The organism is Salinicola sp. CR57 (assembly GCF_003206585.1).
Lineage (GTDB): Bacteria > Pseudomonadota > Gammaproteobacteria > Pseudomonadales > Halomonadaceae > Salinicola > Salinicola lusitanus.
On sequence record NZ_PZJL01000006.1, the window covers coordinates 416519 to 442864 of the forward strand.

The following is a 26346-nucleotide window of genomic DNA, read 5'->3' on the forward strand; positions in this document are numbered from 1 at the left end:
GTACCGCGAGTCCGGCTGTCGGCGAGAAATTCGACGACAGCAGGCTCCACCCTGCTTCACTTCGTCTTCTTGCTTCCGCTGAGGGACTGCGTCAGTCGGTCGAGCAGCATCGCCATGATGACCACCGCGATGCCGGCCTCGAAGCCCTCGCCGGGACGCAGGCGTTGGATGGCCCGCCAGACCTCGCTGCCCAGGCCATTGGCACCGATCATCGCCGCGATGACGACCATCGACAGCGCCAGCATGATGGTCTGGTTGATCCCGCCCATCAGGGTGGGTAGCGACAGTGGCAACTGGACCTTGATCAGCTTCTGACTGCGGGTCGAGCCGTAGGCATCCGCCGCCTCGATCAGGTCCTTCGGTACCTGCCGGATGCCCAGCGTGGTGAAGCGGATGGCCGGCGGCATCGAGAAGATCACGGTGGCGAAAATGCCGGAGACCGAGCCGATGCCGAAAAACGGGATCGCCGGGATCAGGTAGACGAATGCCGGCATCGTCTGCATGAAGTCGAGTATTGGCATGATCACCCGATAGAACCGGTCGGATACCGCTGCCAGAATGCCCAGTGGCAACGCGATCACGATCGCTACCAGTGTGGCGATGACTACCAGCGTCAGGGTCTGGATCATCGGATTCCACAGGCCCAGATTCCAGATCAGCGCCAGGCCGGCCAAGCCACCGATGGCCAGACGCCGGCCGCTGAGCTTCCAGCACAGCAGCACGACCAGCGCAATCAGCGCCCATTCAGGCAACCACATCAACCCGTCGTTGAGCAAATTGATGCCGCTTTGCGTCCCTCGCGAGATCGCCCGGGTGACACCGGAAAACTCGGTGGTCAGGAAATCGAGCCCACTCTCGATCCAGTCGCCCAGCGGAATTCTCGGAATATCGAAATCCATTATTGTTCTCCCGTCTGAGCCAGTTGTTCGAGTACGGCACCCTTGACGATCACGCCCAGCAGGCGCTGCTGGTCATCGATGACCGCCACCGGATAACTCTTGCCCTGAAACATGGGATAGAGCGTCGCCAACGGCTCATCGGGTCCGATGTGGGGAAAGTCCGTGATCAGCAGCTCTTGTATCGAATCCTTGCCGGCCTTCGCCGCTTCATCGACGTCATCGACCTCGACGATGCCCAGCAGCTTGCGTTCGCGGTCGACAACGTAGATGGAGTCCAGCGCATTCTCGCTCATCTTGCGCAGTGCGGTTCGCGGGCCGTCGTCGTAATGGGCGGTGGCCCGCACCGGCCGCATCACCCGGCGGGAGGTGACGACCCGGGAGCGGTCCACCCCCTCGGTGAAACGGGCGACGTAGTCATCCGCGGGCTGCGTCAATACCTCTTCAGGGGTGCCGATCTGCACGATCTCGCCGTCACGGAGCAGAATGATGCGGTCGCCGATGTGGAGGGCTTCATCGAGATCGTGGGTGATGAAGATTGTGGTCTTCTTCATCCGGTGCTGCAGTTCGATCAACTCCTGCTGCATGTCCCGCCGGATCAGCGGATCGAGGGCGGAGAACGCCTCGTCCATCAGCAGCACGCTGGCGTCGTTGGCCAGCGCGCGAGCCAGCCCGACCCGCTGCTGCATACCCCCGGAAAGCTGGTTGGGATAGGCGTGCTCCCACCCCTCCAGCCCGACCTGCTTGAGCGAGTTCTTGGCTTTCTCGGCTCGCTCGGCTTTGTCGACGCCGCGAATCTCGAGACCGTACTCGGCATTCATCTGCACGGTCCGGTGCGGAAACAGCGCGAAGTTCTGGAACACCATCGAGAAGTGCCGGCGCCGGCACTGCAACAACGCCTTGTCACTGAGCTGGGGGATGTTCTCGCCGCCGATGATGATGTCGCCTTCGGTGGGCTCGATCAGGCGGTTGAGGCAGCGGATCAGCGTCGACTTGCCCGAGCCGGAGAGCCCCATGATGACGAGAAGCTCGCCCTCCCGGACATCGAAATTGATGTTGGAGAGACCGAGCGTCTGTCCGGTCTTTTCGAGGATCTGGGCGCGATTGAGACCCTCGTCGCGTAGTTTGAGTGCTTTCTTGGCGTCGTCGCCGAACACCTTGCTCAAGTTCCGCACTTGAATCTTGGTTTGCTGTGTGTCGGTCATGTCAGGCCTAGGTTGGCAAAGCAGAAAATGTCCTTCACGTCGTTGTCAGGATACGTGTCGAACGGTATCTGTTGGTGTTGTTAGGTTTCGTATCATACGGTTTTATCGATATCCCTTCAAACGACAATATCTTATAATTGAATGAGCGTTCAAACGGCTCTACCCCCCCCCTCTTTCGTTGGTCAATCCATCGCCGCATCGAGACGATGACGTTGCCAGTCGCTCTGCGGCTCGTTCAGTTTCAGCGTGGCTTCCACGGCGCCCTCCTCGACGTTGGTGCGCAGCTCGAACCCGAGCGAGGCCAGTAGCCGGCGCATCGGCAGGTTGTCGCTGAGGATCGTGCCCTCCATGACCAGCGTCCCCACCTGCCGGCTGTAGTCGATCATCTTCCGCATCAATCGGCGCCCCAGGCCGCTGCCGTGGAGATCGTCCCGAACGATGATCGAGAATTCGGTGCGGATGTTGTCGGAATCGTTCCATACCCTGACCACGCCAAGCATCTCTTCCGAAGGTGAAGCGGTGCCGGCTGCACCGCTCTGCTGCCCGCCAGCCTGCTCGACGCGCCGGACCGCAATGAATGCCATCTGGCGGTCGTAGTTGATCTGACTTAGTTGTGACAGCTCCCGGGGTGACAGCACGGCCTTGTGGTGGAAGTAGCGGTAACGGATGCTCTGCTCGGACAGGAAGGTATGGAAATGGGTGATCAATGGGGCATCCTCACCACGGATCGGCCGGATCTCGATCTCCATGCCGTTCAATGTCACGGTTTCCCGCAACTGCTCCGGGTAGGGCATGATCGCCTGGGTCGACGCAGGCCCAAGGTCGAGCGCGAAGTCGACCGCCATCATCCCCTCGTGATTGAGCAGCAGCGGGTTGATCTCGAGCCCCTTGAGGCGCGGCAGATCCGAAGCCATCTGGGACAGCTTGACCAGCAGCCGGGCGACCCAGCCGACGGCGCTGTCCGGGTCCTCGCTGTGCTCCCGAATCAGGCGGCCCGCCCGGGTACGGTCCATCAGCTCCTCCGCCAGGCGCATGTTGAGTGGCGGCAGTGCCGTCTGACGGTCGGCCATGACGTCGACCTTGTAGCCGCCCATGCCGAACACGATGACCGGGCCGAACTCCGCATCCCGCGTGATGCCAGCACACAGCTGCAGCGACCCCTTGCCACGCTGCATGGTCTGGAGGCAGTAGCTGTAGATGGGGCTGTCGGGAAGCGCCTCACCAATACGCGCCTCCAACCGTACGACGGCGTCCACGACGCTGCCCGGCTGCTCCAGATCCTGGACCAGCGAGGTGGCCTGCCGCCGCGACTCGCCCCAGTAGCGAAACGGCTCGCAGTTGTCGCGGTGGACGATCTTGACGGCCCAGGGGCCCTGCAGTCGCTCGGTGGCCCGCTCCGCCTGCTCGAGATCGAACACGTACTCGCTGGGCGCACATTCGATGCCGTAGGCGGCCAGTACCTCACCGGTCTCCTGGTGCGTCAGCCGGTCTCGCTGGCGATTCAGGGCGTCGTCGATAAGCGCATGGCAGCGCTGCCGGCGGCCAGTACTGGAGTCGAACGGCAGCGAGGGGGGCGTCTCCTGCAGTAGATGCTGGACCTGGCGATAGCGCACCAGGTGGAGGAAGGCCCTGACGGCCTTTTCCGGCGACACGTAGCTGGGAATGCCGGCACGATTGCAGGCCGCGCGGGCCTCTAGCGCCTCCTTCAGCCCCATCCAGCTCACCAGCAGGCGGTGGCGGAAGCGCTGGCGCGCCTCGATCAGCATGTTGGCCGTGGCCGGCGATGGCGCCAGCCGCGTCGGCGCGTGAAGCACCAGAACCGCGTCGACGTTGGGGTCGCGAGTCACGATCTCCAGTGCGCTCAAATAATCTTCCGGGGTCGCCCTGCCGCCCAGGTCAACCGGGTTGCGTCCCGGTCTGCTGACATCCAGCCGGCGCTCCTTCAAGGCGTCGGCGGCCGTCTCACCGAGCTCTGCCAGCCGGCCCCCGCCATCGATCAACCTGTCGATCGCCAGCAGCGCCGGACCCACGCCGTTCGAAACGATCGCCAGACGGTCGCCTTTCGGCGGCTTGAGCCGCGACAGCGTCTCCAGGGCATCGAACAGTTCGTCGGAATCACCGACCCGCACCACCCCGGCCCGGGCCAGTGCGGCATCGACGATGATGTCTCGGCGATCGACACCCGCGGTCGGCGGCACCGGCCTGAGCGTCGCCTCGGCGGTACGCCCGCTCTTGATCGCCAGCACCAGGCGATTGCGCGACGACTCCCGTAGCGCCGTCATGAAGTGACGAGCATTGCCGAAGGCTTCCAGGTGCAGCAGTAGCGCCCGGCAGCGACCGGACTGGTTCAGATAGTCGATGAGGTCGGGCAACTGCACGTCGAGGCTGTCGCCCAGCGTGACAAGATGGGAAAACCCCACCTCGCGACCGGCGGCCCAGTCGATCATCGCGTTCCCCAGCATCCCCGACTGGCCAAGGTAGGCGACGCTGCCATCGCCTATCGGCTGGCTGGCATAGGTGGCATTGAGCTTCATGGAGGGGACCGCGATGCCCAGGCACTCCGGTCCGAGCACGCGCATGCCGGAGCGCAATGTCGCCCGTTCCAGTCGCGCGCGCAACGCCTTGCCGTCGCTGGAATCGTCTTCCAGCGACGCGCCACCCGAGACGATCAGCGCTGCTCTGACCTGTCGGCGCCCCAGCCGCTCCAGCACCGCCGGGACTCCGCTCAGCGGAGAGCAGACGATGGCGAGATCAGGGATCTCGGGAAGATCGGCGATGCGCCGGAAGCAAGTCACGCCATGAACCTCCTGGTATCCCCGGGGATTGATCGCCCATACCGGCCCCGCAAAGCCGGCCTGCAGTAGATTCTGCAGGACGATCCCCCCCATCGATTCCGGTTTGGGGGAGGCGCCGATCACCACCAGTGATCTCGGCGCGAAAAAACGGCGCAGGAATTGCGTGGCCACCGTGAACCTCACGACGTCGACAAGGATGCGTTCAACCCTACACGGTCACGTCATCGAGGTTCAGACCCTAGACCAAAGTCGAAGCGAGACAATGTGACTTGTTGCGCCGGCCTCGCCCAGAATGGAGCTACCTCGAACCGGCCGGCGAGTCTCAATGATCACCTCCTATCTCACCCACCCCGATATCGCGCTGCACGACATGGGCTCTCATCACCCGGAGTCTCCCATGCGGCTCGAGGCCATTCGCGCCAGGCTCATGCTCAGCGGAGTGCTGCAGCAGACGATGCAGTCGGAACCCGGCCCGGTATCGACGCTCCAGCTCGAGAGAGTGCACGCCCCAGATTACCTCAGCGCGCTCGATGTCCAGCAACCGCAAAGCGGCCTCCAGCAACTCGATAGCGACACCCGCATGGGGCCTTACTCGCTGGCTGCGGCATCGCTCGCGGCGGGCGCAGCGGTCCGCGGTGTCGATCTGGTCTGTGGCAACCGCGCCGACAACGTGTTCTGTGCCGTTCGGCCACCTGGCCATCACGCCGAGCGCGCGCTGGCGATGGGGTTCTGCTTCTACAACAACGTCGCCGTGGCGGCCGCCCAAGCCAGGGCCGCCCATGGCATCGAGCGAATCGCCATCCTCGATTTCGATGTCCATCAGGGCAACGGTACGCTGGATATCTTTCACGACGATCCCGCGGTACTGGTCTGCAGCAGTTACCAGGAAGCGTTCTACCCGTGGCGCTATCTGGACGGAGCGTGGCCCAACATCGTCAATACCCCCTTGCCTGCCGGTACCGGCAGCCTGGGGTTCAGGACCGCCGTCGAGCGGAACTGGCTGCCGGCGCTGGAGCGTCACCGGCCTCAACTGGTACTTCTCTCCAGCGGCTTCGATGCTCACCGTGACGACCCGCTGGGCCAGTTGGCCCTCGATCACGAGGATTTTCACTGGGTGACCACGCTCGCCATGGATGTCGCTCGCCGTCACGCCGGCGGCAAGCTGGTCTCGGTGCTGGAGGGTGGCTATCACCTCAAGACCTTGCCACTGAGCGTCGAGGCGCACCTGATCGCGCTGCTGGGTCACGCCTATTCGGTCTGAGGTAGCGGAGAGGTCGTTCTCGGCGCAGAGCCGCCGCCTCACGCTGTGATACTCTTGCACTCCGACACGAGACAACGACTCGACACTCCACGCTCCCGACAGAGAGTTTCATGGCCGCCAGTAACGATCAGGATGCCGCACTGCGAATCGCCGCCGGTCGCAAAGCCTTCGTCGAGCCCCTGCGTCTGGGCGAACGGCTCAAGGAGATACGGCTCTCGAACCAGTGGACATTGGGCGACGTCAGCACGCGTACCGGCCTGGCCCGATCGACGCTGTCCAAGATCGAGAACGATCAGATCTCGCCCACGTTCACCGCGGTCCAGAAGCTGATTACCGGCTTGGGCATCGACCTCCCCCAACTGCTCAAGCCGACCAAACCCAGGCGCCAGTCCAGCGGCCGGCGCGATCTCACCCCGCGTGGCGACGGCAAGCGCCACCCCACTCCGACTTATGAGCACGAGCTGCTCTCATGTCAGTTGGCGCAAAAGCGCATGATTCCGTTCAAGACCATCGTGCGAGCGCGCCGCTTCGAGGAGTTCCAGGAGTGGGTCCGCCACGACGGCGAAGAGTTTCTGATGATTCTCGAAGGGGAAATTCTGATCTATTCGGAACTCTACGAACCCTTGGCGATGGCGGCCGGCGATTCGCTCTATTTCGACAGCGACATGGGCCACGCCCTGGTCTCCACCAGTCCGAACGATGCCGTGGTGCTCTCGGTCTGCACCCCCGGCGAGACCGACTGACCGAGACGGCACTGTCATTCGATCCTGACTGCCACTCATCCTCCACGACAGGAGCTCCTGCTATGCACCACCTCGATGAGCAGACCCGCACCGAACTGGAAGCGGCCGCCTTTCGTCGGCTGCTTCGCCATCTGGACGCGAACAAGGACGTCCAGAACATCGATCTGATGATCCTGGCGGATTTCTGCCGTAACTGTCTCTCCAAGTGGCTGGTCAGCGCGGCCGAGACGCGGGGCGCCGAGCTGGATTATGAAACGGCGCGCGAGTACGTCTACGGCATGCCCTACGCCGAATGGAAGGCTCATCATCAGGCACCGGCGACCGACGAGCAGCTCGCCGCGCTGGAAGCACGTCAGGCACGCAAGGCCGGCGCCGACGGCAGTCGGGAGGAAGCATGAGCGACTCGGCCATGATTCCGCTGTCGATCGCGGTACTGACGATCTCGGACACCCGGGACGAGGCCAGCGATCGCTCCGGGCAGACCCTCGTCGGCCGCCTCGAAGCGGCAGGCCATCGTCTCGCCGAGAAACGCATCGTACCTGACGACGTCTATCGGATTCGGGCCGTGGTCGCGGGCTGGATCGCCGATGATGGCGTGCAGGTCGTGCTGACGACCGGCGGCACCGGCTTCACCGGCCGGGACTCCACGCCCGAGGCCGTCGCCCCGCTGCTCGACAAGCATATCGAAGGGTTCGGTGAGCTGTTCCGGCAGCTCTCGTTCGAGGAGATCGGCAGCTCGACCGTACAGAGCCGCTGCCTGGGCGGGCTATCCAACGCGACCGTGATCTTCTGCCTGCCGGGGTCGACCGGTGCCTGCCGCACCGGCTGGGATCGGATTCTCCAGGAGCAGTTGGATAGCCGTCACCGACCCTGCAACTTCGCCAATCTGGTGATCCCGGGACGAGGCACGCAGGATCATGGCTGACAGAAATCAGGCTGAACTCCAGAGCGTCGAACGTGCCCTGGAAGCGCTGCTCGAGGGCGTCTCGCGGCTCGAGGGCGAGCGCATCGCCTGCCCGGACGCCGACGGCCGGGTGCTGGTGGACGATGTGCGGGCCGCCATCGATGTACCGCCGGCAGACAACAGTGCCATGGATGGATTCGCGCTGGCCAGCGCGGACAGTGGCAGGCAACTGCCGATCTCCCAACGCATTACCGCCGGCCAGCCAGCGCAGCCGCTGGCGCCCGGCACCTGCGCGCGGATCTTCACCGGCAGCGAGATACCGACCGGGGCCGACTGCGTGGCGATCCAGGAAAATGTCGAAGTGGTCGGGGATACCGCGATCGTTCCGGTGACCCAGGCTGGACAAAACGTGAGACGTCGTGGGCTGGACGTGACCATGGGGCAGCCGCTGCTCGGCGCCGGCACGCGCCTGGGCGCGGCCGCGCTGGGGCTGCTCGCTGGCCAGGGTTGCACGACGGTCGACGTGGTCAGGCGGCCGAGAGTGGCACTGCTGCTCACCGGCGACGAGATCGTCGAGCCCGGCCAGCCCCTGTCACGCGGACAGATCTACAATAGCAACGGCCCGATGCTGGCCACGCTGATCCGACGCTTCGGTGGCGAGCTGGTCAGCCAGGTCCGGGTTGCCGACGATTTCGGCACCACCCTGGCACGCCTGGAGGAAGCCGCGGCCGTTGCCGATGTCATCGTGACCACGGGCGGTGTCAGCGTCGGCGAGGAAGATCACGTCAAGCCGGCGCTGGAACGGCTCGGAACGCTCTCGCTGTGGCGACTGGCGATGCGACCGGGCAAACCGCTGGCGCTGGGGACGATCGGCTCCACGCGCCTGGTGGGGCTGCCCGGTAACCCGGTATCGAGCTATGTCGGCGCCTGGCTCTACCTGCGGCCACTGTTGGGCAGACTCCAGGGTTGTTCCGACCAGGAGTCGCTTCCGGTGATCAGCGCCGAGGCCCAGTTCGAGACCCGCACCCAGGGTCGACGTCACTACATGCGCGCCAATCTCGAGTTTCACGGTGAGCGCATCCTTGCCACGCCCTACCCCGAACAGAGCTCGGCGGTCCTGACCTCCTGCGCCGAGACGAATGCCTTTGCCGTCATCCCGGCCGACAGCCATATTCGTCCCGGTGACCGGGTCGACTGTCTGTGGCTGCAGGGCTAAGCCGGTTTACTCGCGGAAGCGCTGCTGCATGTCGGGCCAGAGCGCGACGAAAGCGGCCTCGAGACTGGCGTATTCGTCGCGCAACCAGGGCGTCAACGCAGCGAGTTGATTAGGGCCGCGCAGCCGCTGGCCGATGCCGGCGATGGCACGGCAGGTGAAGTCGAAGTCGGCGTAGCGCTGCAGCCAGTTGCCATCGATCATCGCCGGCACCAGGCCCTCGAGCCGCGAGGGCGCCGGCCGCGCTCCAAGCACCCGATAGCAGCGCTCGACCAGTCTGGCGTCAGGGTGCCGGCTGGCCAGGAAGTGGTCCCAGACCAGATCCAGCGCAATTCCGGCAAAACGCCGCTGGGCCTGCGGCGCCATTCGCAGCAGGTGCAGTACCTCCGCATGACGATCGATGGCGGCATCCACCTGGCGATGGTGACGGATGCCCGCGGCCACGGCTGGCGGCCATGACGCCAGATGCGCGCCCTTGATCCCGTCGGCAACCAGGTTGCCGTAGAGGAAGTCGTCGCTGCCTTGACGTGAGAGCCAGGCATGGGCAAGAAAGTTCATGGCGGGAATCGTTGGCGATCCTAGAGGCAGTTGGTCGGCTTGGGCAGCCCGGCCAGGCGGGCACCGACCTTGGCCGGGCTGTCGGGAAACAGCCGCATTAGATAGATCGAGTTGCCCTTCTCTTCACCCAGGGCCTGTTTCACCGCCTTGACCAGCGGGCGCATGGCTGGCGCCGCCTCGAAGCGCTGGTAGAAATCACGCAGCACTCCGATGATCTCCCAATGGGCGGGTGTCAGCTCGCGTCCCTCGTCCGCGGCCAACGCTTCGGCGACGCGTTCCGACCAGTCGTCGAGCGAGACCAGGTAGCCCTCGGGATCGAGAGCGACGGGATGCCCCTCCACCATCAAGGTTCTTGCCGTCCTGGTTGCCATCAGAACCAGCTCACGCAGCGTTCGTGGGTCTCCGTCAGCGCCAGGAAGCCGTTCATGTCGACGACTTCGACGGACGGGTCGACCCGATCGGCCAGCCCTCGGGCGACCAGATCCTCCTGGAGCACGGATACCCGCCCGCCAAAGGGTTCGAGCGCTGCGCCGGCCGAAGGCTGCGCCGCATAGCACGCGTCTTCGATCAGCAGAAGGTGATCGTCCGAGCCGAAAGCTTCGCTCAAATCCTGGTAGGTGGCGGTCGATCGAGGGGAGCGGTTGAGCAGATGCAGCATCATGAGCGTCGTTCCGAGCCTAGAAGATCAAGGTGTGGGGGTGGCACTGAAGGAGTTCCACCATGGCGCTGGCTTCCAAGGGTATCACCGGCAACATCAGGTCGTCCGTCGAGAGACCGCGCTCGCGCAGCCCCCTGGCGCTAACCCACAGGGTGTCGATGTCGTACATCTCCAGCATGGCGAGCTGCGGATGGGTGCCCTTCTGGCCCAGGGCGCCGGCCTGTTGCCCCTTCAACAGCGCGTAGATGCCATCTCCCTGGAACAGCAGACCGACGCGCTGGCCGAACGCCGCCGCAACCAGCGCCACGTCCAGACCTTCGCGCAGCCACTGGGTACCGTGGGGTGGATGGCGCAGCACCACCAGCAGATCCTGCGGTACGGGGCGGGAGCCAGAAACGTCGATCATGGCGCGAACGTGATCATTCGATCACTGGTCAGCATGGCATCGACCAGTTGGCCGACCCCCGTCAACTCGAAGGGCGCTTCGAGGCTATGCGACATCGCACCATGGCGGCTGGCTTCGCCGACGTCCAGCAGCCCGCGGCGCAACCCGGCTGCCACGCAGACCAACAGTTCCGTGCCATGTTCGCGGTGAAGCCGCCTCCAGCCATCGGCCAGGTGGACCTCGTCCTGCGGCGGCGCCATCAGGGCCGAAGCGTTGTGGACGCCGTCGTGATAGAAAAAGACCGTTTTCATTCGGTGACCATTCGCCACGACGGTATCGGCAAAGCGTAACGCCGACAACGCCGCCTGATGACTGTAGGGCGCGGCATGTAGCAGTAATGCGTAATTGAGCATGACGACCGATGATTCCGTGCAAGCTGCCGGGAGAAGTCTGACATGCTCATGGTACCAAACGGCGAGGCCCCACCGTAGTGGGGCCCCGTTTCCGTCGATATCAAGCCGTTAAGGTCAGTCGCGAGACATGACACCCAGGATCGACAGCAGGCTGATGAACAGATTGTAGATCGAGACGTAGAGCGTGACGGTTGCCAGGATATAGTTGGTCTCCCCGGCGCGATTCACGATCTCGCTGGTCTGGTACAGAATCGCCGCCGACGAGAACAGCACGAAACCGGCGGAGACTGCCAGCGCCAGGCCCGGGATGTTGAAGATCAGCGCAGCGACCATGGCCAGTACCAGCACGATGGCGCCCGCCATCATGAAGTTACCCAGGAAGCTGAAGTCCTTGCGCGTGAACAGCGCCACGGCCGACAGCCCCAGGAAGGTGGCCGCGGTCATGCCCAGCGCCGTCATCACCAGCTGCGCGCCGTTGGGAATCGACAGGTAGAGGTCGATGATCGGCCCCAGCGTGAAACCCATGAAACCGGTGAAGGCGAAGATTGCCGCGATGCCGGCACCGGAGTTGGCAGTCTTGTGGACCAGGAACATTAGGCCATAGGCACCGATGAAGAACACGAAGATATTGAGCTGCGTCACGCCCATCGCCATGGCGGCGCCAGCGGTCACGGCGGAGAATAGCAGTGTCATGGCCAGCAACATGTAGGTGTTGCGCAACACCTTATTGGTGCTGACCGCACTCGATCGGCGATCGGTGATGTCGTGCGACGTTCGATAATCCATTTGTCGTCCCCTCAGTTCTGTTGAAACTCACCCGTAGACCAGAATGCCCTTGCAAAGTTCCCCTGACAAGCGTTATACGCTCGCCGCAAAGCGAAATAACTCCTTGAAAGCTAAAGAACCTATTGACGCGCTCCAATAAGCTGGTAGTATTCCCCGCCGTAAGCCGGAGGGATGGCAGAGCGGTTGAATGCACCGGTCTTGAAAACCGGCGTAGGTTAATAGCCTACCCAGGGTTCGAATCCCTGTCCCTCCGCCACCTTGCATTCGAAAGCCCCGTTAGCTTCATCGCTGCGGGGCTTTTTCGTTTCTGGCCCCGTCAAACCGCTTCAAGCCAATCATCTTTGAAGGGCTGGATCACGTGCGCGCTCCCCCGCTTGAACCCCATACCGTATAACGGCGCAGGGTCAGCCCCGCTTCTCCGAGCCGAGGCAGAGGCATCGGCGCCTATTCACCTCGACCGTTAGCCGCTACTCTCGTGACTCACGGGATCGCATCGGCAGGGAAGGAGTGGATGAAACCCGTGTTGGCTGCGCTTGCGCTCGTCGCCCTGGCCGGGTGTTCGAGCCAGAACCGGGACGCATCGATCGCCTCGACGGACGCCTATGACGAGATGGCACGTTACGATATGCCGGCGCAGCGATTTGACGAGACAGTCCAGCAGCTGGCGCATGCTACCGGCTGCTTCGTGAAAACCGACTTGACCAGGACGGCTGGCATTCGGGTCAATGGCACTCAGGGGACGATGTCCATCCGTGAAGCGCTTGAAACGGCTATCCGAGGCACCAACTTGGAAATCGCCGACAGCGAACCGGACACTATCCATGTCGTGATAATGCCTTAGTTTCTGGGAGCGCCCCTCGCCCGCCCCAATCCCGGGAACTCGGGGGGACCGCGAGCCAACTAGATCAGCGAAGAGACACATCACCTGATGAGGAATACCGCCTTGGGTCAAACTGTAAAATTCGCCTTTGCCGGGCTACTGGTCGTGGCCACCATGCCAATGCATGCGATGGCCTCATCTCTGGAGTGTTCGTCGGATAGCTTGATGAAGCATGTCAGCGAGCAGACCCGGGAAATCGATGCCTATATATCGAACAGCGACAATCCGCAGCAAACGCAACAGGCGCTGACGAGCATGGCTAGAGGGCTGCGCGAGAGCGGCCAGGTCTCCAACCATGACGATGAAATGAAGCAGCTGGCGAGCGGCGCGGAGTTCCAGCCCTCTCAGTCATTCTGCGACGACATGCAGACCACCATGGCTGCCATTCGGTCGTACATGGAAAGTCATCCGCAATAACCCGGGAGACGCTCACGGGATTCTCCTCGCGGCCCGATAGCGGTTGTATTGACGCTGCATGTCGCGGAAACTGTATATACGAACAGTCATTGCGGAGCGATCGATGATCATCCCCTTCCCGACGCCCGAGAGAAGGCTCGTCCAGCGTGTCGAGCGGCTGATTTCGCAAGCGCATGCCAACCGCTTCCATCAGGTCACGATCAGCCGAGACGTGCATGAGCCCATCCGTGAATGGGAGCGTCTCGTCGAACGGTTGGACGACGGTGACCAGGTTCGGGTCATCCACATCACGCATCACGATATTCTGCTGAGCTGGCGCCTTCCCACGACCGGACTGGCTTCGTGATCCAAGTTGGACAGCCTTGATCGAGGCGCCCGGCGAAATTTTCATCAGAGGGACGGATGAGTTCGCAAACAGTGCTACTCTGCATCTAGCTTTCAGTGATGTCGATAATGCACCGAGCGTTAATCTCTTTCGTCGTTCCCCTTGTCCTGGCTGGCTGTGTATCGGCGACGCCGCGACTGACGGCGACGAACTTTCTGCGTGACAGCAATACCTGCGAACGCCAGACGCACCAGATCGCCGGCGAGCCGGAGTATCAATTGTGCATGGCGCGCCTGGGATGGCCGGATCCACAGACGCAAACGTCACTGGAACAGGCCGACGTTGGCCGCGACGGTCAGAATGCAGGCTTCATTGACGAAGCGATCAATGGCCTTCAGTTCGGTCTGCAGTGGGACCTGGATCCAGACTGATCTTTTTTGCGATGAACAACCCCATCCACTGCCGTACCATGTCGGTACCGCAGCCAACCCGACAGCCGATGCATCTTCAGGAGGATTCGATCATGGCAGAGCCATTCGTCGAGATAAGAAAGACGCACAAGCCCGGCAAGCCCGAGCAGGTATGCTACGAGGTCTATGATGGCGATACGGGGGGCAGCCTGGGCCATTTTGCGGAAGCTGCCGAGGCGAAAAAGCGAGCCGACAGCATGAACAGGATGACTTCCCGCGAAACCGGCAAACGGCTGGACAATCCCACCGATGATGCCGACGTCGAGTGACGCCGGCCGTCGGCCTCAGTGGTAGAGGCGCAGCCCCACCCGCGTCACGCGATTTCCCTCCATTTCACTGACTACCCAGTGAAAACCATGCCAGTCGACGTCATCTCCGACGACGGGATGACCGCCGACACGCAGCGCCACGAACTCACCTAGCGTCATCTCCTGCTCTCCCGGGCTCAGGGTCAAACCGTAGGCACTGGCGACTTCCTGCATGAGCGCTTCGCCGTCCAGGGTAAAGGTACCGAAGAAGGCGCGCTCGCGCTTGAGCTTCGCTTCCCCATTGAACAGCCGGTTGAGAGATGGCAGGTCACCGGTGCGTCCGATCAGGCAGATAACGTCTCTCAACCGCAAGCGGGTACTGCCCTTGGGATGCAGCATGGCATGCTGGCGGAAAATCGCTGAGATCAGGGTCCCCGAGGGCAGACGCAGCAGGCGGATCGGCACGTCATCCAGTGATTCGTTCTCGACCTTGTAGACGAACATCTCGTAGTCGTTCTCCGGAAGCACGCCCAGTTGCCCCCGACGATCGGGCGTCGTGGTCTCTGGAAGCACCACGCGCATCCAGCGAGCGACTCGAGCCAGGGTGGAGCCTTGCAGCACCAGGGAGATCAAGACCACGAAGAACGCCACGTTGAAATAGAGCGCCGCGTTCTCGACACCGCTTATCACGGGGAAGATGGCCAATACGATGGGAACCGCGCCACGCAGCCCGACCCAGGAGATGAAGCAGACCTCTCGCCAGCGAAAGCTGAAGAACGGGACCAGCGAAACGATGACGGCGACCGGACGCGCCAGCACGATCAGGGCGATGCCCAGGATCGCGCTGGGTACTGCGTAATCGATCATTTCCGATGGCGTGACCAGCATGCCGAGCACCAGGAACAGCCCTATCTGGCTCAACCACGCCAATCCATCGTGCACGGGGAGAATATGGTTGAGGTGGCGTCCCGGCTGGTTGCCGATCATCAGGCCGGTGAGATAGATGGCCAGGAAGCCGCTGCCGCCCGCGGCACTGGTCGCCCCGAAGATAAAGAAGCCCAGCGCCAGCGCCAGCAGCGAGTAGAGCCCGGGAGCCAGATCCAGCCAGCGCAGCAGTTTGGCGGAAACCCAGCCGCCCCCCAGTCCGACGGCAAGCCCCAGCCCGAACTGCAGGGCGAATCGCATCAACGTCTCCCCGATGCCACCCACCGCGCCTGTCAGTAGCTCGGCGAGCGTGATGGTAAGAAAGATCGCCATCGGATCGTTGGTACCGGATTCGATCTCGAGCGTCGCGCCCACTCGCTCGTTGAGATTGACGCCCTGCCCCTTCAGCATCGAGAACACCGCCGCGGCATCGGTAGAGCCGACGATTGCACCGACCAGAAGGCCCTCCGTGAGCGACAGGTCGAGCAACCACATGGCCAGCAATCCCATGATGCCGCTGGTCAGAAACACTCCGACGGTCGCCAGCGATAGCGCCGGCTTCAGGCCAACGCGGAACGTTCGCAACCGCGTCCGAAGCCCGCCATCGAGCAGAATCATCGCCAACGCCAGGTGGCCGATCAGGAAAGCCTGGGAGTAGTCGTCGAACTTCAGGCCCAGCACGCCCTCCTCGCCGGCGAGCATGCCAAGGCCCAGGAACAGCACGAGCAGAGGCACGCCAATTCGCGATGATACGCGACTGGCCAGAATACTCAGGGCTATCAGCGCCCCGCAGACAATGAAAAGGCTATTGATCGAATCCAAGAATCAACCATCGGTTATCAAATGGGGATACCTTAGTATGCCATGCACGGATACCGTTGCGTGGCGAAAAAGGACTGCAAATTTAATCTTTTAGCCAGCATGGATGATGGAGGGTCCGGGCCGTTGCCCGCTCGCCATGGAGTGCCAGCAACAGCGCCAGGGAACGCATGCCAGGACGATAACCGGAAAGATCCGGTATGGCATGATGACGCCGGTAGGCCGCCACGAACGCATCGCGCTGGGTGCGATTCTCCAGCACCAGTTCGAGCAGGCAAAGGTCCCACTCCAGTGGTGCCCAGACCAGCGCCTCCCAGTCGCTCCAGCGCCACTCCTGTGCCCCGGCGAGAAACTGGTCGCTGCGCAGATCCGGCAGTGACCAGACGACCTTTGACGGCAATGGCCACGACGGCAGGTCGTCCAGCCAGTCGCGATTGGGGTGCGTCTCCACGAAATGCTGTGCCCGCCGGGGCCAGCTCGTCAGGGGGAAGACATCGCCCGCGGGATGACCGAAGCCGGGCAGCGCTCGCCGATGCAGTCGTGCCAGTTGCGTCCCGAGCCGTGCGGCCAACGCCTCGCCCATCGGCGGCGGCGTGGCACAGCACCAGGGCAGGCTCCAGAGCGGAGCGCTCCCCAGTCGACCGACGAAGATCATCGGCAATGGCGACAGTGGCAGGCCGGCCGGCAGCATCGATGGTATCCGGGTCAATGCCTCGGGCGATCTCCAGCGATCGAGACCGAAAAGTTGCTGGATCCCCCACCAGAAGCCGTCGCTAGCCGGCGATCTCCTGGCCAATTTGAACAACTGTGGTGACACCTCTTCGCTCCGCCAGAGCCAGTTGGCGCTATCCTGCCAGCGCAACGGCAAGGGCATCAGCGCCCTTCCGCTCAACTGAGAGACCCGGTGAGTCAACTCGGAATCCGCCTGAAGCGGGGCGTCGTCGGTCCGCAATGAACGTTATCCTCTTGTCGGTGAGCCCCGCGCCTGTGGGCAGGCGGGGCTGGTCGGCGTACAATCCATTGCACTGGATAGGGGTGCCCGGTCAACGGGCTGAGAGTGCCATGCACAACCCTGGAACCTGAACCGGCTAATACCGGCGGAGGAAATGCCAGCAGTTCTCGCATGACTCCGCCCGCGCCCACTGGGAGCTGTCATGCCACCGCCCGGACTCATCGTCCGCGATGCCTCGCTGACTTTCGGCGACCGCCCGCTGTTTCAAGCCCTCCAGGCACGATTCGACGCTGGCAGTTGGACCTGCCTGCTGGGTCGCAGTGGCAGCGGCAAGAGTTCGCTGCTGCGAATGATCGCCAGCCTGAGACTGCCAGACAACCACCATCTCGTTCTCGATACCAGCGATGGTGCCCCGCTGAGGGGTCGGCTAGCCTGGATGGCTCAGCAGGATCTTCTCGTTCCCTGGCACCGGGTGATCGGCAACGTCATGCTCAGCGCCCACTGGCGCGGCCGCCCCACCCTTCGGGATCGACAGCGTGCCGAGCGACTGCTGGCCCAGGTCGGATTGGTCGACAAGGCCAGCCGTTGGCCTGATGAACTCTCCGGCGGCCAGCGCCAGCGGGTCGCCCTCGCCCGAACCCTGTTCGAGGATGCCAGCGTGGTGCTGATGGACGAGCCGTTCTCCGCCGTCGACGCCATCACCCGACTGGAACTTCATGACCTTGCCAGCAGGCTTCTGGACGGGCGCACCGTGATCATGGTGACGCACGACCCGCTCGAAGCGCTCCGCCTGGCTGACCGAATCCTGATCCTGCAGGGAGAACCCGCGCGACTGGTATCGATGCCGGTGCCGGAAGGCCCCCGTCCCCGCCCGCTCGACAACAGCGAACTGCCGCAGCGCCAGGCCCAACTGGTGGCCGAACTGCGGGAGGAGACGCATGCCTGATCGAGCGCTCTGGAGACGGATGGGACGTCCGCTGCTGGCACTCGCCACGCTCGCGGCGATCTGGCAACTGGTACTGATCCTGTCCGGGGTACCCCGTTACATCCTGCCCTCGCCGGCGGCTGTCGCCAACGCGCTGTTCGAACACCGCGGGCTGCTGGCTCATCATGCCGCCATCACCGCCATCGAGATCGTGGCAGGGCTGATCGGCGGCATCCTGCTGGGTCTGACGACGGCACTGGCACTGGCCAGGTTCCGTGCACTTCGTCGAACGCTGCTACCGCTGCTGCTGATCAGTCAGGCCATTCCGCTGTTCGCGCTGGCTCCGATTCTGATGCTGTGGCTGGGTTATGGCCTGGGCCCGAAGATACTGATGGCGATGGTGATCATCTATTTCCCGGTCGCCTCCACCGGTTACGACGGCCTGCGCCAGACGCCCCAGGGCTGGCTCGACCTGGCCCGGACCTTCGGCTTGAGCCGGCGGCAACAGCTACTGAAGGTCCAACTGCCGGCCGCCCTGCCGGCACTGGCTTCCGGCCTGCGCATGGCGGCAAGCGCGGCGCCGATCGGCGCGGTGATCGGCGAGTGGGTAGGCGCCAGCCAGGGGCTGGGCTACCTGATGCTCAACGCCAACGCGCGACTGCAGATCGACCTGATGTTCGCGGCGCTGGTGGTACTCGTCACCTTCGCCGTACTGCTCTATTTCGGTGTCGACGCGGCCTTGAGAGCGGCGATGCCCTGGCAGCGGGACCGCACGGCCCCCGACCAGTGAGAGATGCGCACACCGCCGACCGCCACGCGCCGAAACGGCTGAATAAACAGCAATGGATAAAAGGAACAGGCAATGACAAAGACGTTTTCCCACCTATGGCGCCGCAGTCTGGCGACGGGCCTGGCCCTGCTCGCCCTGGCCTCCGCCCTGCCCGCACTGGCGCAGGAGACCGGCGACGATCTTGCACCACCACAGATGATCCCGCTGAGCGTGATGCTCGACTGGTACGTCAATCCCGTCCATGCGCCGATCATCATCGCCCAGCAGCGCGGGTTATTCGAGAAACGCGGCCTGGATGTGGACATTCAGGCGCCGGCCGACCCCAGCGTTCCGCCCAAGTTGGTCGCCGCCGGACGGATCGATCTCGCCGTCAGCTATCAGCCCCAACTGCATCTCCAGGTCGACCAAGGGCTCCCCGTCGTCCGTGTCGGCACCTTGATCGCGACGCCGCTGAACGCGTTGCTGGTGCGTGCGGACAGCGGTATCGACGATATCTCCCAGCTCAAGGGAAAAAAGATCGGATACTCGGTCGGTGGCGTCGAGGAGGTACTGCTCGCGGCCATGCTGGAGCACAACGGCCTGAGCCTGGATGACGTCGAGATGGTCAACGTCAATTTTTCGCTGACGCCGGCGCTGATCAGCGAAAAGGTCGATGCCGTGACCGGGGCGTTCCGCAACTTCGAACCGGCCCAGATGAAACAGGAGGGTGTCGAGAGCAAGGCGTTCTATATCGAGGAGCAGGGTGTCCCCGACTACGACGAACTGATCTTCGTGGCCAACCGTGAAACCCTCGACCAGCACCGCGATGCGGACCGGCGATTCATGGATGCCATTGGCGAGGCGACATCATGGATCATCAATCATCCGGATCAGGCCTGGCAAAGCTTCATCGGCTACGATCCGGCGCTGGACACCCCCTTGAATGCCGCTGCCTGGAAGGCGACCCTGCCCCGTTTCGCGCTGCGCCCTGCCGCGCTGGACGCCAAGCGCTATCGCGATTTCGAGGCGTTTCTGCTGGAGCGGGCCCAGATCAAGGCGCAGAGCCCAGTCTCTCGCCTGGCGGTGGATCTCAACGCGCCGTAGCGAAAAATCGGCTAGATTGTTGATATGACTTCAAGATCATCAGCTTACGAGCCGCTACTCTACGATCCGCGGCAGGATCCGAGCCGTACCCTGCCCAGCACGACCCTTCAGGACCTGGGCGCGTTACCCGCGCGCCCGGGAGTCTACGTCTTCTTCGGCAGCAATGAGCTGCCGCTCTACGTCGGCAAGAGCGTCGACATCCGCAGCCGCGTCCGTAGCCATGTCCAGCAGCCAGTATCCAGAAGACACGCTCAGATGGTAGCGCAGACTCAGCGTGTGGCCTGGCTACGCACCAGCGGCGACCTCGGGGCCCAACTCCTGGAAGCTGACCTGATCAAGCGCTGGATACCGCTCTACAATCGGCAACTTCGCAAGCGGACACGCATGGTGAGCTGGAACTGGCCCCAAGGCGAGGCGCAGCCGACGCTGACCGACGGCCAGTGGGTGGTCACGGCTCGCTCCCGGTTCCATGGCCTGTTTCGTAATCGTCGCGACGCCCAGATGACGTTGCGGGATATTGCCAACCAGGAGTCGCTCTGCCTCCAGGTGCTGGGGCTGGAGAAAGGAGCGGGTCGCTGTTTTGGCTATCAGATCGGCCGCTGTCTGGGCGCATGCTGCGGCGCGGAACCTCAGGAGGCCCACACCCGGAGAGCACGAGACGCGATGGAACGGCTGCGTATCGAGAACTGGCCGTGGCCCGGTCGCGTCGCCTTCCGGGAGAGCGGGCCCGACGGCGACGTCGGGCTGCATGTCGTCGACCACTGGCACTATCAGGGCAGCGTCGGGCGGCTCGAAAACCTGCAGGCCCTACCCGACGCCCGCGGCTTCGACATCGACACCTACCGCATTCTCAATCGCTTCCTGTCGGCGCCCGACGGCAGGATCGAGCCGATCCCGATCGATGGCGAGATCGACATGACATGATGCCAGCGCGGCCGAAAAGCCGCGCTGTCACGAGTTGGCGATGAAACGATTGATGGCGTCCCGAAACGCGTCGGGCTGTTCGGCGTGAAGCCAGTGCCCCGCGCCTTCCAGTGTCTGCCACTCGACGTTGGGCATCACCGCCTCGATCGTATCGCGATGACGATCCTGAACGTAGGGCGAGGCACCGCCGCGAATCAATAGTGCCGGGCCCTCGAAAGGCCGGTCGCCGTCTGGTGGGGCGATGATGTCTTCGTACCCGGCACTGATTTCGTCGAGGCCGACGCGCCAGTGCATGACGCCATCGTCGCCGCGAAGCAGATTGGTCGCCAGGAACTGGCAGGTGGCGGCATCGTCGATCTCTTCCTGCATCAGCGCCATGGCATCGCGCCGCGAGGTCGGCCTGCCCGCCTCGACCCGTCGCATCGCGGCGAAGACGTCATCGTGGCCATGATCGTAGGCGACAGGCGCAATATCGGCGACGATCAAATGCGCCACCCGCGCTGGGTTCGACCGGGCCAGCGTCATGGCGACCTTACCGCCCATCGAGTGGCCCAGCAGGTCGAATCGCTCGATGCCGAGATCGTCCAGCAGCGCGATGACGTCGGCCGCCATCGCCGCATACCGCACTCCCTCGACGTGGGGCGAGCGTCCATGATTGCGCAGGTCAACCGCAACCACGCGACGATCGTCCTGCCACTGCTTGATATGGGAGCGCCAGTTGTCCGCGCTACCGAACAGGCCATGCAGCACGACCAGCGGTAACGCCGGGCTCACCCCGTCCGGTGCGCCGGTATCGATACAGTGAAGTTGCAACGTCATCCCTCCCGAGATCCGATTCGGCAGCCGGAACGGCCACCGCTTCCCTCCCTAGAATAACAAAGACAGCCGGTCATCCCCGCCCGCGTGACATGCCCGGCAGATTGACCTGATCGCCCCGCGTCAGCAGGCGACGGCCAAGATAGGCCAGCAGTGCGCCGTAGAGTGGCAGGAAGAAGATCAGGCTGATCGATAGTTTCACCGCGTAATCGAACCAGGCGATTTCCACCCAGTGCTCACGCATGAAGGGGTCCGGGCCTTGCCAGAAGGCGATGGCGAAGAAGGCGAAGGTGTCCGCCAGATTGCCGGCGATCGTGGAGAACGTCGGCGCGACCCACCAGGCGCGAAGCCTGCGCAGCCGGTCGAACACGTGGATATCGAGCAACTGACCCAGGACGTAAGCCATGAAGCTCGCCAGCGCGATGCGTCCAACGAAGAGATTCCACGCCATCAGTGCCTCGAGGCCCTGAAAACGCCCCTGCTGGAACAGCACGGATACCGCGTAGGAGACCAGCAGCGCAGGCACCATGACCCCGGCGACGATTCTTCTTGCCGCTGGCTTGCCGAACAGCCGCACCGTCAGGTCGGTTGCCAGGAAGATGAACGGAAAGCTGAAAGCGCCCCAGGTGGTATGCAAGCCCCACAGAGTGAAAGGGAGTTGAACCAGATAGTTGCTGGCCGTGATCACCAGCACATGGAAGCTCACCAGGCAGAGCAAGGCGAATCGAAGTTGACGGTTGTCGAGTGCAAGCATGAGAAACCTTTTTCGTCTGCCGAGGCGCTGCGGAAGGCGATCTACCGGCGCCAGGCCGAGGGGTTAGGGAACCCTCTGGGTGATAAAGGAGCGATTCAGACGATCTGAAGCGGGCGCGAATTATAGGGATCCCGACGCGCAAGCACCAGCCCTGCCACGAGAGACACATCAAAAACTATTGTAACTTTAAGTTACATTAGGCTAATATCAGAAACGCCTGAACATGAGGTTCAGCGGCGGCGATCCGCCCAGCGTGCTTGGGAATTTTGACTATGACGACAATGGCTGCCCCACTGGGAGACCACCAGATTGGCCCAGCGACCGCCACGCTAAAGGCCGTCGCCAACGAGAGCCGGCTACGCATACTCTGTCTTCTGATGAACGGAGAGCGCTCCGTTACACAGATCAATCAGGAGATGACGCTCAGCCAGTCGGCGCTCTCCCAACATCTTGCCGTGCTACGCCAGGAACGCCTGGTGACGACGCGACGCAGCTCTCAAGTGATCTATTACTCGCTGCGTGGCAACGTGGCCGAGCGTCTGATTCGGACACTCGGTGAACTGGATATCGCGTAGCTGGCGAGTGCTAGCGACGTTCCCAGCGCAGGTCATCGACCCGCTGCAGCACGCGATCGATGCAGTTTTCCATGCCGCCTTCCACTCCCTTGCCCAGCCTCCCCAGCAGGCCGGGACGAGATGCCAGCGACACTTTCAGAATTCGCGCTCGATCTCCCTGCCGTCTCAGTAGATAGGCATCGCTGGTGCCCACCGCATCGACCAGTCCCGCTTCCAGGGCTTCACTCCCATACCAGATCTCCCCGGTCGCGACTCGCTCGATATCCAGCGAGGGGCGACGGGCGGCCACGTAACGCTTGAACAGGTCGTGGGTGGACTCGAGGTCCTCGATGAACTTGGTCCGGCCTTCCTCGCTGTTTTCGCCCAGCACGGTCAGGGTCCGCTTGTAGCGCCCCGCCGTCAGAAGCTCGACATCCACGTCGTGCCGTTTCAGCAGACGGTGAACGTTGGGTATCTGCGCCACGACGCCGATCGAACCGATCACGGCAAAAGGTGCCGCGATGAGATGGTTGGCGCAGCAGGCCATCATGTAACCGCCGCTGGCGGCGACCTTGTCGACGCACACCGTCAACCGTGCTCCCGCATCACGCAGGCGATCCAGCTGCGCCGCTGCCAACCCGTAGCTGTGCACCAGCCCGCCGCCGGACTGCAGGCGCAACACGATCTCGTCTCCATCGCGAAGCTCTTCCAGCAGCAGGGATACCAGCTCGGCCAGCGCCGGTGTGCCCGAGGCCTTGAGATCGCCATCGAAATCGAGGACCCACACTCGCTCCGAGTCCTGCGAGGCCCCCTGCTTGTCTGCCTGCTTGGCAGCTTTACGCAGCCGCTTGGCCAGCTGTCGGCGACGCGCTTTGGGCTCGGCGGCCAGGCGCAATCGTCGAGATCGGCGCTGAAACCGCTCATCGAGCTCCGTGACCGTCAACTTGGCTTCATTGTCGCCCCGACCTCGACGCCGCCCGTGAGCCATCAGCGCCAGAATGATCCCGATGGCGACGACCAGCGTTACCGTTTTCGCCAGAAAGAGGCCGTATTCGGCCAGCCATTCGATCACGTCACACTCCTTGGTTCGGAAACTTCTTCGGTTTGAGCAACTCGCCACAGGCGATTAAGCTGCTCCGGCGCTTGCGTGCCGATACCGGCAATGATCTGCTTAGCGCTTCTGTCACGGGAGATGTCATCATGAACGACGATCCATTGATCGCCAAACTCAGGGCCCGATTCGACGCCGAGGCGGCCGAGGGCGTTTCGGCCATCTACCAGTTCGATCTCGACGATGTCGACGATTACCACATGACCATCGAAGACGGTTCGCTCGACATCCAGCCCGGCCGCCATCCGACTCCCGGCGTCACCATCACCAGCGACACGGCAACGCTGATGGCACTGGTCAGGAAGGAACTCAACTCGATGCAGGCGTTGCTCACGGGCAAGGTCAAGGTCAAGGGCGACATCGGACTCGCGAGCCGCCTGCCCAAGCTCTTCGCCAAGTCCAGTCGCTAAGCCGCGGGTCAACGCACCGCAACCGCGCCCCGGTGGGTCTCGATCAATTGACGGGAGATCGAGTACGCCGGCGGCAGTTGCGGCAACGTCGTCGGGCTGAACCAGGCCGCATCCACGATCTCCTGGCCATCGATACGAATATCCCGGCTGGCCGCTTCGGCGAAGAAGCCCATCATCAAAGAGTGTGGGAATGGCCAGGACTGGCTCTTGAAAAAGCTGACCCGGCCGACGTTCACGCCCACCTCCTCCATGACCTCGCGCCGAACGGCGGCCTCCACGGCTTCTCCGGGTTCGATGAAACCCGCCAGGGTCGAATACCGCTGGGGCGGAAAGCGAGGGCTTCGCGCCAACAGCATATCCGTGCCATGGGTCACCAGCGTGATGATGCAGGGCGATATCCGCGGATAACCGCGCAAGCCGCAGTGGTCGCACTGCATCGCGAACTCATGGGTCAAGCGTCGGGTGGCGTTGCCGCACCGTCCGCAGAAACGATGGTCGCGTTCCCAGCGAGTGACCTGCAGTGCGGTCGCCAACAACTCGCTCTGCGCGACGCTCACCTGGGCCAACCAGTCACGGAAGCCCGGCCAGTCGTCGCCGTCCGCCTCGACCACGACAGCGACCGGCTCGCCCTCCCAGTATCCCAGCCGCAGCGCCTGGTCCGGCCACCGCCGGCAATAACCGAGCATGCTGCCCGATTCGGCGGGCGCCACCCCAGTGGCGTTCATTCGCAGCAACCAGCCGCCGACGACGTCCATCGGCGGTATTTCCCGCCGTAGCATCAGTGCTGGGTCTCCGTTGCCGTCAGCGCATCCCAGCGGCACTCGCCGGCCGCCTGACGAATCTGCTCGAGACGCTGATGGTGAGCCTGCCACTCGGCTTCGCTGGGTCGGGTGACCGCCAGCGTCAAGCCGTCACGGTCAATACGCCGCAGCCCGCTGGCGCCGCCCGCCTCGCGATCGCCCCCCTCGTCGTTGCCTGCCAGCGACAGTGCGGTCTGGCCCCCGGTCATGGCGAGATAGACGTCGGCGAGGATCTCGGAGTCCAGCAGTGCGCCGTGAAGCACGCGTTGACCGTTGTCGATGTCGTAACGCTTGCATAGCGCATCGAGGCTGTTGCGCTGTCCCGGATGCATCTCGCGCGCCATCTTCAACGTATCCAGCACGCTGCAGTGCTCCGCCACCGGCCCCAGAACGGGTTCGCCACGCGCGGCTTTCAGCAGTCTGAATTCATGATCGAAGAACCCGACATCGAAGGGCGCGTTGTGGATGACCAACTGCGCACCCCGCATGAATTCCCAGAGTCCGTCGGCGATCTGCGCGAACACTGGCTCGTTGGCGACCCGCTCGTTGGTGATGCCGTGAATCCCGATGGCTTCCGCCTCGATGTCCCGCTCGGGATTGACGTACTGGTGATAGGTCCGTCCAGTAAACCGGCGGTTGATCAGTTCGATACCACCGATCTCGATGATGCGATGGCCTTCACGCGGATCGATACCGGTGGTTTCCGTATCCATGACGATCTGGCGCATGGTTATCCTCGCTGTAGTCTGGCGGTATTCCTGTCATTGCGGATGGTAACTCGCTACCTGGCCGCGCGGCGCCCGGCGACCACTTCATCGATCGCCTCGTTGACCAGCCGGTCGGCCGCTTCATTGCCCTGGTGTCCGCTGTGGCCCTTGACCCAGTGCCACTCGATACGGTGACGGCGGGTCTCGGCAAGCAGCTCCCGCCAGAGTTCCGCGTTCTTCACCGGCTGTTTCGCCGCGGTCACCCAGCCCCGCTTCTGCCAGCCGTGGATCCATTCGGTGATGCCCTTGCGGACATATTGGGAGTCGGTCCAGAGGGAGACCTGGCACGGCCGATCCAGTGCACGCAACGCTTGTATGGCGGCCATCAATTCCATGCGGTTATTGGTGGTCTCGGCCTCGCCGCCCTTTATCGGCTTCTCGTGTCGGCCGGAGACCAGCAAGGCCCCCCAGCCACCGGGGCCCGGGTTGCCGCGGCACCCACCGTCGGTGTAGATCGTCACGGCAGGCATCGTAGGGGATTCAGAGGTCGGGGCGGACAAGACGTACTCTCTCAGTGTCAGGCGATCTTGGTTATCTATCGGTGTCGAGGTGAGCGGGGC

33 protein-coding genes, 1 tRNA gene and 1 riboswitch are annotated in these 26346 nt (G+C 63.3%); of the genes, 17 read left to right on the plus strand and 17 right to left on the minus strand.

Annotated features, from left to right (window positions below):
- Positions 1–56 precede the first annotated feature (56 nt).
- From DOM56_RS11930 to DOM56_RS11940, 3 genes are all read right to left on the minus strand, one after another.
- Positions 57–899, minus strand: coding sequence for a proline/glycine betaine ABC transporter permease (locus DOM56_RS11930; protein ID WP_110708982.1), 843 nt, complete (start codon positions 897–899; stop codon positions 57–59).
- Positions 899–2101, minus strand: a complete 1203-nt coding sequence (locus tag DOM56_RS11935) for a glycine betaine/L-proline ABC transporter ATP-binding protein (RefSeq protein WP_110708984.1) — start codon at positions 2099–2101, stop codon at positions 899–901. The genes DOM56_RS11930 and DOM56_RS11935 overlap by 1 nt, the downstream gene beginning before the upstream one ends.
- A 182-nt stretch (positions 2102–2283) precedes the next feature.
- A complete protein-coding gene (locus tag DOM56_RS11940; RefSeq protein WP_110708986.1) occupies positions 2284–5067 on the minus strand; it encodes a bifunctional acetate--CoA ligase family protein/GNAT family N-acetyltransferase in 2784 nt (927 codons plus the stop codon).
- 154 nt (positions 5068–5221) lie between these two features.
- Between DOM56_RS11940 and DOM56_RS11945 the strand changes: the two genes are divergently transcribed.
- The 5 genes from DOM56_RS11945 (at position 5222) to glp (ending at position 9020) form a co-directional block, all read left to right on the plus strand.
- The gene (locus DOM56_RS11945) at positions 5222–6157 is read left to right on the plus strand and encodes a histone deacetylase family protein (protein ID WP_110708988.1); all 936 of its coding nucleotides are present in this window, start codon (positions 5222–5224) and stop codon (positions 6155–6157) included.
- A gap of 110 nt (positions 6158–6267) precedes the next feature.
- Complete coding sequence (locus tag DOM56_RS11950) at positions 6268–6900, plus strand: XRE family transcriptional regulator (protein WP_110708990.1); 633 nt, start codon at positions 6268–6270, stop codon at positions 6898–6900.
- 62 nt (positions 6901–6962) lie between these two features.
- Complete coding sequence (locus DOM56_RS11955; RefSeq protein ID WP_110599730.1) at positions 6963–7298, plus strand: DUF1244 domain-containing protein; 336 nt, start codon at positions 6963–6965, stop codon at positions 7296–7298.
- Positions 7295–7825: a molybdenum cofactor biosynthesis protein B gene (gene moaB / locus DOM56_RS11960; RefSeq protein WP_110708992.1), complete on the plus strand. Its 531-nt coding sequence runs from the start codon at positions 7295–7297 to the stop codon at positions 7823–7825. Before DOM56_RS11955 ends, moaB begins: the two co-directional genes overlap by 4 nt.
- Complete coding sequence (gene glp, locus DOM56_RS11965; RefSeq protein ID WP_110708994.1) at positions 7818–9020, plus strand: gephyrin-like molybdotransferase Glp; 1203 nt, start codon at positions 7818–7820, stop codon at positions 9018–9020. Before moaB ends, glp begins: the two co-directional genes overlap by 8 nt.
- Before the next feature lie 6 nt (positions 9021–9026).
- Here glp and DOM56_RS11970 read toward each other — a convergent pair whose 3' ends face one another.
- The 6 genes from DOM56_RS11970 to DOM56_RS11995 form a co-directional block, all read right to left on the minus strand.
- Positions 9027–9575 (minus strand): ACP phosphodiesterase, encoded by a 549-nt coding sequence (locus DOM56_RS11970; protein WP_110708996.1) that lies wholly within the window; start codon positions 9573–9575, stop codon positions 9027–9029.
- A gap of 20 nt (positions 9576–9595) precedes the next feature.
- Entirely contained in the window at positions 9596–9946 is a 351-nt protein-coding gene (locus DOM56_RS11975; protein WP_110599739.1) for a TusE/DsrC/DsvC family sulfur relay protein, read from the minus strand.
- Positions 9946–10233, minus strand: a complete 288-nt coding sequence (tusB, locus tag DOM56_RS11980; RefSeq protein ID WP_232822271.1) for a sulfurtransferase complex subunit TusB — start codon at positions 10231–10233, stop codon at positions 9946–9948. The genes DOM56_RS11975 and tusB overlap by 1 nt, the downstream gene beginning before the upstream one ends.
- Before the next feature lie 19 nt (positions 10234–10252).
- Positions 10253–10639, minus strand: a complete 387-nt coding sequence (tusC, locus tag DOM56_RS11985) for a sulfurtransferase complex subunit TusC (protein WP_110709000.1) — start codon at positions 10637–10639, stop codon at positions 10253–10255.
- Positions 10636–11031, minus strand: coding sequence for a sulfurtransferase complex subunit TusD (tusD, locus tag DOM56_RS11990; RefSeq protein WP_110709003.1), 396 nt, complete (start codon positions 11029–11031; stop codon positions 10636–10638). The genes tusC and tusD overlap by 4 nt, the downstream gene beginning before the upstream one ends.
- A gap of 114 nt (positions 11032–11145) precedes the next feature.
- Complete coding sequence (locus DOM56_RS11995) at positions 11146–11817, minus strand: Bax inhibitor-1/YccA family protein (RefSeq protein WP_110709005.1); 672 nt, start codon at positions 11815–11817, stop codon at positions 11146–11148.
- 165 nt (positions 11818–11982) lie between these two features.
- Between DOM56_RS11995 and DOM56_RS12000 the strand changes: the two genes are divergently transcribed.
- The 6 genes from DOM56_RS12000 (at position 11983) to DOM56_RS12025 (ending at position 14178) form a co-directional block, all read left to right on the plus strand.
- Positions 11983–12073: transfer RNA gene (locus DOM56_RS12000), tRNA-Ser, on the plus strand.
- 255 nt (positions 12074–12328) lie between these two features.
- Positions 12329–12658, plus strand: a complete 330-nt coding sequence (locus DOM56_RS12005; protein WP_110709006.1) for an STN domain-containing protein — start codon at positions 12329–12331, stop codon at positions 12656–12658.
- An 87-nt stretch (positions 12659–12745) separates the two neighbouring features.
- Positions 12746–13114 (plus strand): hypothetical protein, encoded by a 369-nt coding sequence (locus tag DOM56_RS12010; RefSeq protein WP_110709008.1) that lies wholly within the window; start codon positions 12746–12748, stop codon positions 13112–13114.
- 103 nt (positions 13115–13217) lie between these two features.
- Positions 13218–13460 carry a DUF1654 domain-containing protein gene (locus DOM56_RS12015; RefSeq protein WP_157958222.1) on the plus strand — a complete coding sequence of 81 codons (243 nt, stop codon included), beginning with the start codon at positions 13218–13220 and terminating at the stop codon, positions 13458–13460.
- Between the two features lie 107 nt (positions 13461–13567).
- Positions 13568–13870 carry a hypothetical protein gene (locus tag DOM56_RS12020; protein WP_110709012.1) on the plus strand — a complete coding sequence of 101 codons (303 nt, stop codon included), beginning with the start codon at positions 13568–13570 and terminating at the stop codon, positions 13868–13870.
- A 92-nt stretch (positions 13871–13962) separates the two neighbouring features.
- The gene (locus tag DOM56_RS12025) at positions 13963–14178 is read left to right on the plus strand and encodes a hypothetical protein (RefSeq protein ID WP_157958223.1); all 216 of its coding nucleotides are present in this window, start codon (positions 13963–13965) and stop codon (positions 14176–14178) included.
- 15 nt (positions 14179–14193) lie between these two features.
- On the opposite strand, the gene DOM56_RS12030 is transcribed toward DOM56_RS12025, so the two are convergent.
- A complete protein-coding gene (locus DOM56_RS12030) occupies positions 14194–15903 on the minus strand; it encodes a potassium/proton antiporter (RefSeq protein WP_110709016.1) in 1710 nt (569 codons plus the stop codon).
- An 82-nt stretch (positions 15904–15985) separates the two neighbouring features.
- The gene (locus DOM56_RS12035; protein ID WP_157958224.1) at positions 15986–16852 is read right to left on the minus strand and encodes a hypothetical protein; all 867 of its coding nucleotides are present in this window, start codon (positions 16850–16852) and stop codon (positions 15986–15988) included.
- 69 nt (positions 16853–16921) lie between these two features.
- Positions 16922–17023, plus strand: a riboswitch (TPP riboswitch).
- A 31-nt stretch (positions 17024–17054) separates the two neighbouring features.
- Here DOM56_RS12035 and DOM56_RS12040 point away from each other — a divergent pair.
- The 4 genes from DOM56_RS12040 to DOM56_RS12055 all read left to right on the plus strand — a co-directional run bounded on the left by DOM56_RS12040 (position 17055) and on the right by DOM56_RS12055 (position 20574).
- On the plus strand, positions 17055–17798 hold the full coding sequence (locus DOM56_RS12040) for an ABC transporter ATP-binding protein (protein ID WP_110709020.1): 744 nt from the start codon (positions 17055–17057) through the stop codon (positions 17796–17798).
- Entirely contained in the window at positions 17791–18567 is a 777-nt protein-coding gene (locus tag DOM56_RS12045; protein ID WP_110709021.1) for an ABC transporter permease, read from the plus strand. Before DOM56_RS12040 ends, DOM56_RS12045 begins: the two co-directional genes overlap by 8 nt.
- A 72-nt stretch (positions 18568–18639) precedes the next feature.
- Positions 18640–19650, plus strand: a complete 1011-nt coding sequence (locus DOM56_RS12050) for an ABC transporter substrate-binding protein (RefSeq protein WP_110709023.1) — start codon at positions 18640–18642, stop codon at positions 19648–19650.
- 24 nt (positions 19651–19674) lie between these two features.
- A complete protein-coding gene (locus DOM56_RS12055) occupies positions 19675–20574 on the plus strand; it encodes a hypothetical protein (RefSeq protein ID WP_110709025.1) in 900 nt (299 codons plus the stop codon).
- A gap of 27 nt (positions 20575–20601) precedes the next feature.
- Here the strand turns inward: DOM56_RS12055 and DOM56_RS12060 are convergent, their stop codons facing one another.
- Positions 20602–21393 carry an alpha/beta fold hydrolase gene (locus tag DOM56_RS12060; protein WP_110709027.1) on the minus strand — a complete coding sequence of 264 codons (792 nt, stop codon included), beginning with the start codon at positions 21391–21393 and terminating at the stop codon, positions 20602–20604.
- A 70-nt stretch (positions 21394–21463) separates the two neighbouring features.
- Positions 21464–22144, minus strand: coding sequence for a 7-cyano-7-deazaguanine/7-aminomethyl-7-deazaguanine transporter (locus DOM56_RS12065; protein WP_110709029.1), 681 nt, complete (start codon positions 22142–22144; stop codon positions 21464–21466).
- A 272-nt stretch (positions 22145–22416) separates the two neighbouring features.
- On the opposite strand from DOM56_RS12065, the gene DOM56_RS12070 reads away from it, so the two are divergent.
- On the plus strand, positions 22417–22719 hold the full coding sequence (locus DOM56_RS12070) for a metalloregulator ArsR/SmtB family transcription factor (protein WP_110709031.1): 303 nt from the start codon (positions 22417–22419) through the stop codon (positions 22717–22719).
- A gap of 10 nt (positions 22720–22729) precedes the next feature.
- Here the strand turns inward: DOM56_RS12070 and sohB are convergent, their stop codons facing one another.
- Positions 22730–23770, minus strand: coding sequence for a protease SohB (gene sohB / locus DOM56_RS12075; protein WP_110709033.1), 1041 nt, complete (start codon positions 23768–23770; stop codon positions 22730–22732).
- Between the two features lie 128 nt (positions 23771–23898).
- Here sohB and DOM56_RS12080 point away from each other — a divergent pair, with 128 nt between their 5' ends.
- Complete coding sequence (locus tag DOM56_RS12080) at positions 23899–24219, plus strand: SCP2 sterol-binding domain-containing protein (RefSeq protein ID WP_110599907.1); 321 nt, start codon at positions 23899–23901, stop codon at positions 24217–24219.
- Positions 24220–24227: 8 nt separating this feature from the next.
- Here the strand turns inward: DOM56_RS12080 and nudC are convergent, their stop codons facing one another.
- From nudC to rnhA, 3 genes are read right to left on the minus strand one after another with little or no spacing between them, the layout of a single operon-like run.
- Positions 24228–24998, minus strand: coding sequence for an NAD(+) diphosphatase (gene nudC / locus DOM56_RS12085; RefSeq protein WP_110599909.1), 771 nt, complete (start codon positions 24996–24998; stop codon positions 24228–24230).
- Complete coding sequence (dnaQ, locus tag DOM56_RS12090) at positions 24998–25747, minus strand: DNA polymerase III subunit epsilon (RefSeq protein ID WP_110709035.1); 750 nt, start codon at positions 25745–25747, stop codon at positions 24998–25000. The genes nudC and dnaQ overlap by 1 nt, the downstream gene beginning before the upstream one ends.
- Positions 25748–25800: 53 nt before the next feature.
- Complete coding sequence (rnhA, locus tag DOM56_RS12095; protein WP_110709037.1) at positions 25801–26256, minus strand: ribonuclease HI; 456 nt, start codon at positions 26254–26256, stop codon at positions 25801–25803.
- Positions 26257–26346 lie beyond the last annotated feature (90 nt).

Coding starts and splice junctions, on each gene's coding strand:
- DOM56_RS12050 (WP_110709023.1), top strand. CDS start 18,640: ATGACAAAGACGTTTTCCCACCTATGGCGCCGCAGTCTGGCGACGGGC.
- DOM56_RS11975 (WP_110599739.1), bottom strand. CDS start 9,946: ATGGCAACCAGGACGGCAAGAACCTTGATGGTGGAGGGGCATCCCGTC.
- DOM56_RS12070 (WP_110709031.1), top strand. CDS start 22,417: ATGACGACAATGGCTGCCCCACTGGGAGACCACCAGATTGGCCCAGCG.
- moaB (WP_110708992.1), top strand. CDS start 7,295: ATGAGCGACTCGGCCATGATTCCGCTGTCGATCGCGGTACTGACGATC.
- glp (WP_110708994.1), top strand. CDS start 7,818: ATGGCTGACAGAAATCAGGCTGAACTCCAGAGCGTCGAACGTGCCCTG.
- DOM56_RS12005 (WP_110709006.1), top strand. CDS start 12,329: ATGAAACCCGTGTTGGCTGCGCTTGCGCTCGTCGCCCTGGCCGGGTGT.
- DOM56_RS12045 (WP_110709021.1), top strand. CDS start 17,791: ATGCCTGATCGAGCGCTCTGGAGACGGATGGGACGTCCGCTGCTGGCA.
- DOM56_RS11935 (WP_110708984.1), bottom strand. CDS start 2,101: ATGACCGACACACAGCAAACCAAGATTCAAGTGCGGAACTTGAGCAAG.
- DOM56_RS12020 (WP_110709012.1), top strand. CDS start 13,568: ATGCACCGAGCGTTAATCTCTTTCGTCGTTCCCCTTGTCCTGGCTGGC.
- tusC (WP_110709000.1), bottom strand. CDS start 10,639: ATGATCGACGTTTCTGGCTCCCGCCCCGTACCGCAGGATCTGCTGGTG.
- nudC (WP_110599909.1), bottom strand. CDS start 24,998: ATGCTACGGCGGGAAATACCGCCGATGGACGTCGTCGGCGGCTGGTTG.
- DOM56_RS12010 (WP_110709008.1), top strand. CDS start 12,746: ATGAGGAATACCGCCTTGGGTCAAACTGTAAAATTCGCCTTTGCCGGG.
- DOM56_RS12060 (WP_110709027.1), bottom strand. CDS start 21,393: ATGACGTTGCAACTTCACTGTATCGATACCGGCGCACCGGACGGGGTG.
- DOM56_RS12015 (WP_157958222.1), top strand. CDS start 13,218: ATGATCATCCCCTTCCCGACGCCCGAGAGAAGGCTCGTCCAGCGTGTC.
- DOM56_RS11930 (WP_110708982.1), bottom strand. CDS start 899: ATGGATTTCGATATTCCGAGAATTCCGCTGGGCGACTGGATCGAGAGT.
- tusB (WP_232822271.1), bottom strand. CDS start 10,233: ATGCTGCATCTGCTCAACCGCTCCCCTCGATCGACCGCCACCTACCAG.
- DOM56_RS12025 (WP_157958223.1), top strand. CDS start 13,963: ATGGCAGAGCCATTCGTCGAGATAAGAAAGACGCACAAGCCCGGCAAG.
- DOM56_RS11995 (WP_110709005.1), bottom strand. CDS start 11,817: ATGGATTATCGAACGTCGCACGACATCACCGATCGCCGATCGAGTGCG.
- DOM56_RS12040 (WP_110709020.1), top strand. CDS start 17,055: ATGCCACCGCCCGGACTCATCGTCCGCGATGCCTCGCTGACTTTCGGC.
- rnhA (WP_110709037.1), bottom strand. CDS start 26,256: ATGCCTGCCGTGACGATCTACACCGACGGTGGGTGCCGCGGCAACCCG.
- tusD (WP_110709003.1), bottom strand. CDS start 11,031: ATGCTCAATTACGCATTACTGCTACATGCCGCGCCCTACAGTCATCAG.
- DOM56_RS12080 (WP_110599907.1), top strand. CDS start 23,899: ATGAACGACGATCCATTGATCGCCAAACTCAGGGCCCGATTCGACGCC.
- DOM56_RS11955 (WP_110599730.1), top strand. CDS start 6,963: ATGCACCACCTCGATGAGCAGACCCGCACCGAACTGGAAGCGGCCGCC.
- dnaQ (WP_110709035.1), bottom strand. CDS start 25,747: ATGCGCCAGATCGTCATGGATACGGAAACCACCGGTATCGATCCGCGT.
- DOM56_RS11970 (WP_110708996.1), bottom strand. CDS start 9,575: ATGAACTTTCTTGCCCATGCCTGGCTCTCACGTCAAGGCAGCGACGAC.
- DOM56_RS11950 (WP_110708990.1), top strand. CDS start 6,268: ATGGCCGCCAGTAACGATCAGGATGCCGCACTGCGAATCGCCGCCGGT.
- DOM56_RS12055 (WP_110709025.1), top strand. CDS start 19,675: ATGACTTCAAGATCATCAGCTTACGAGCCGCTACTCTACGATCCGCGG.
- DOM56_RS12065 (WP_110709029.1), bottom strand. CDS start 22,144: ATGCTTGCACTCGACAACCGTCAACTTCGATTCGCCTTGCTCTGCCTG.
- DOM56_RS11945 (WP_110708988.1), top strand. CDS start 5,222: ATGATCACCTCCTATCTCACCCACCCCGATATCGCGCTGCACGACATG.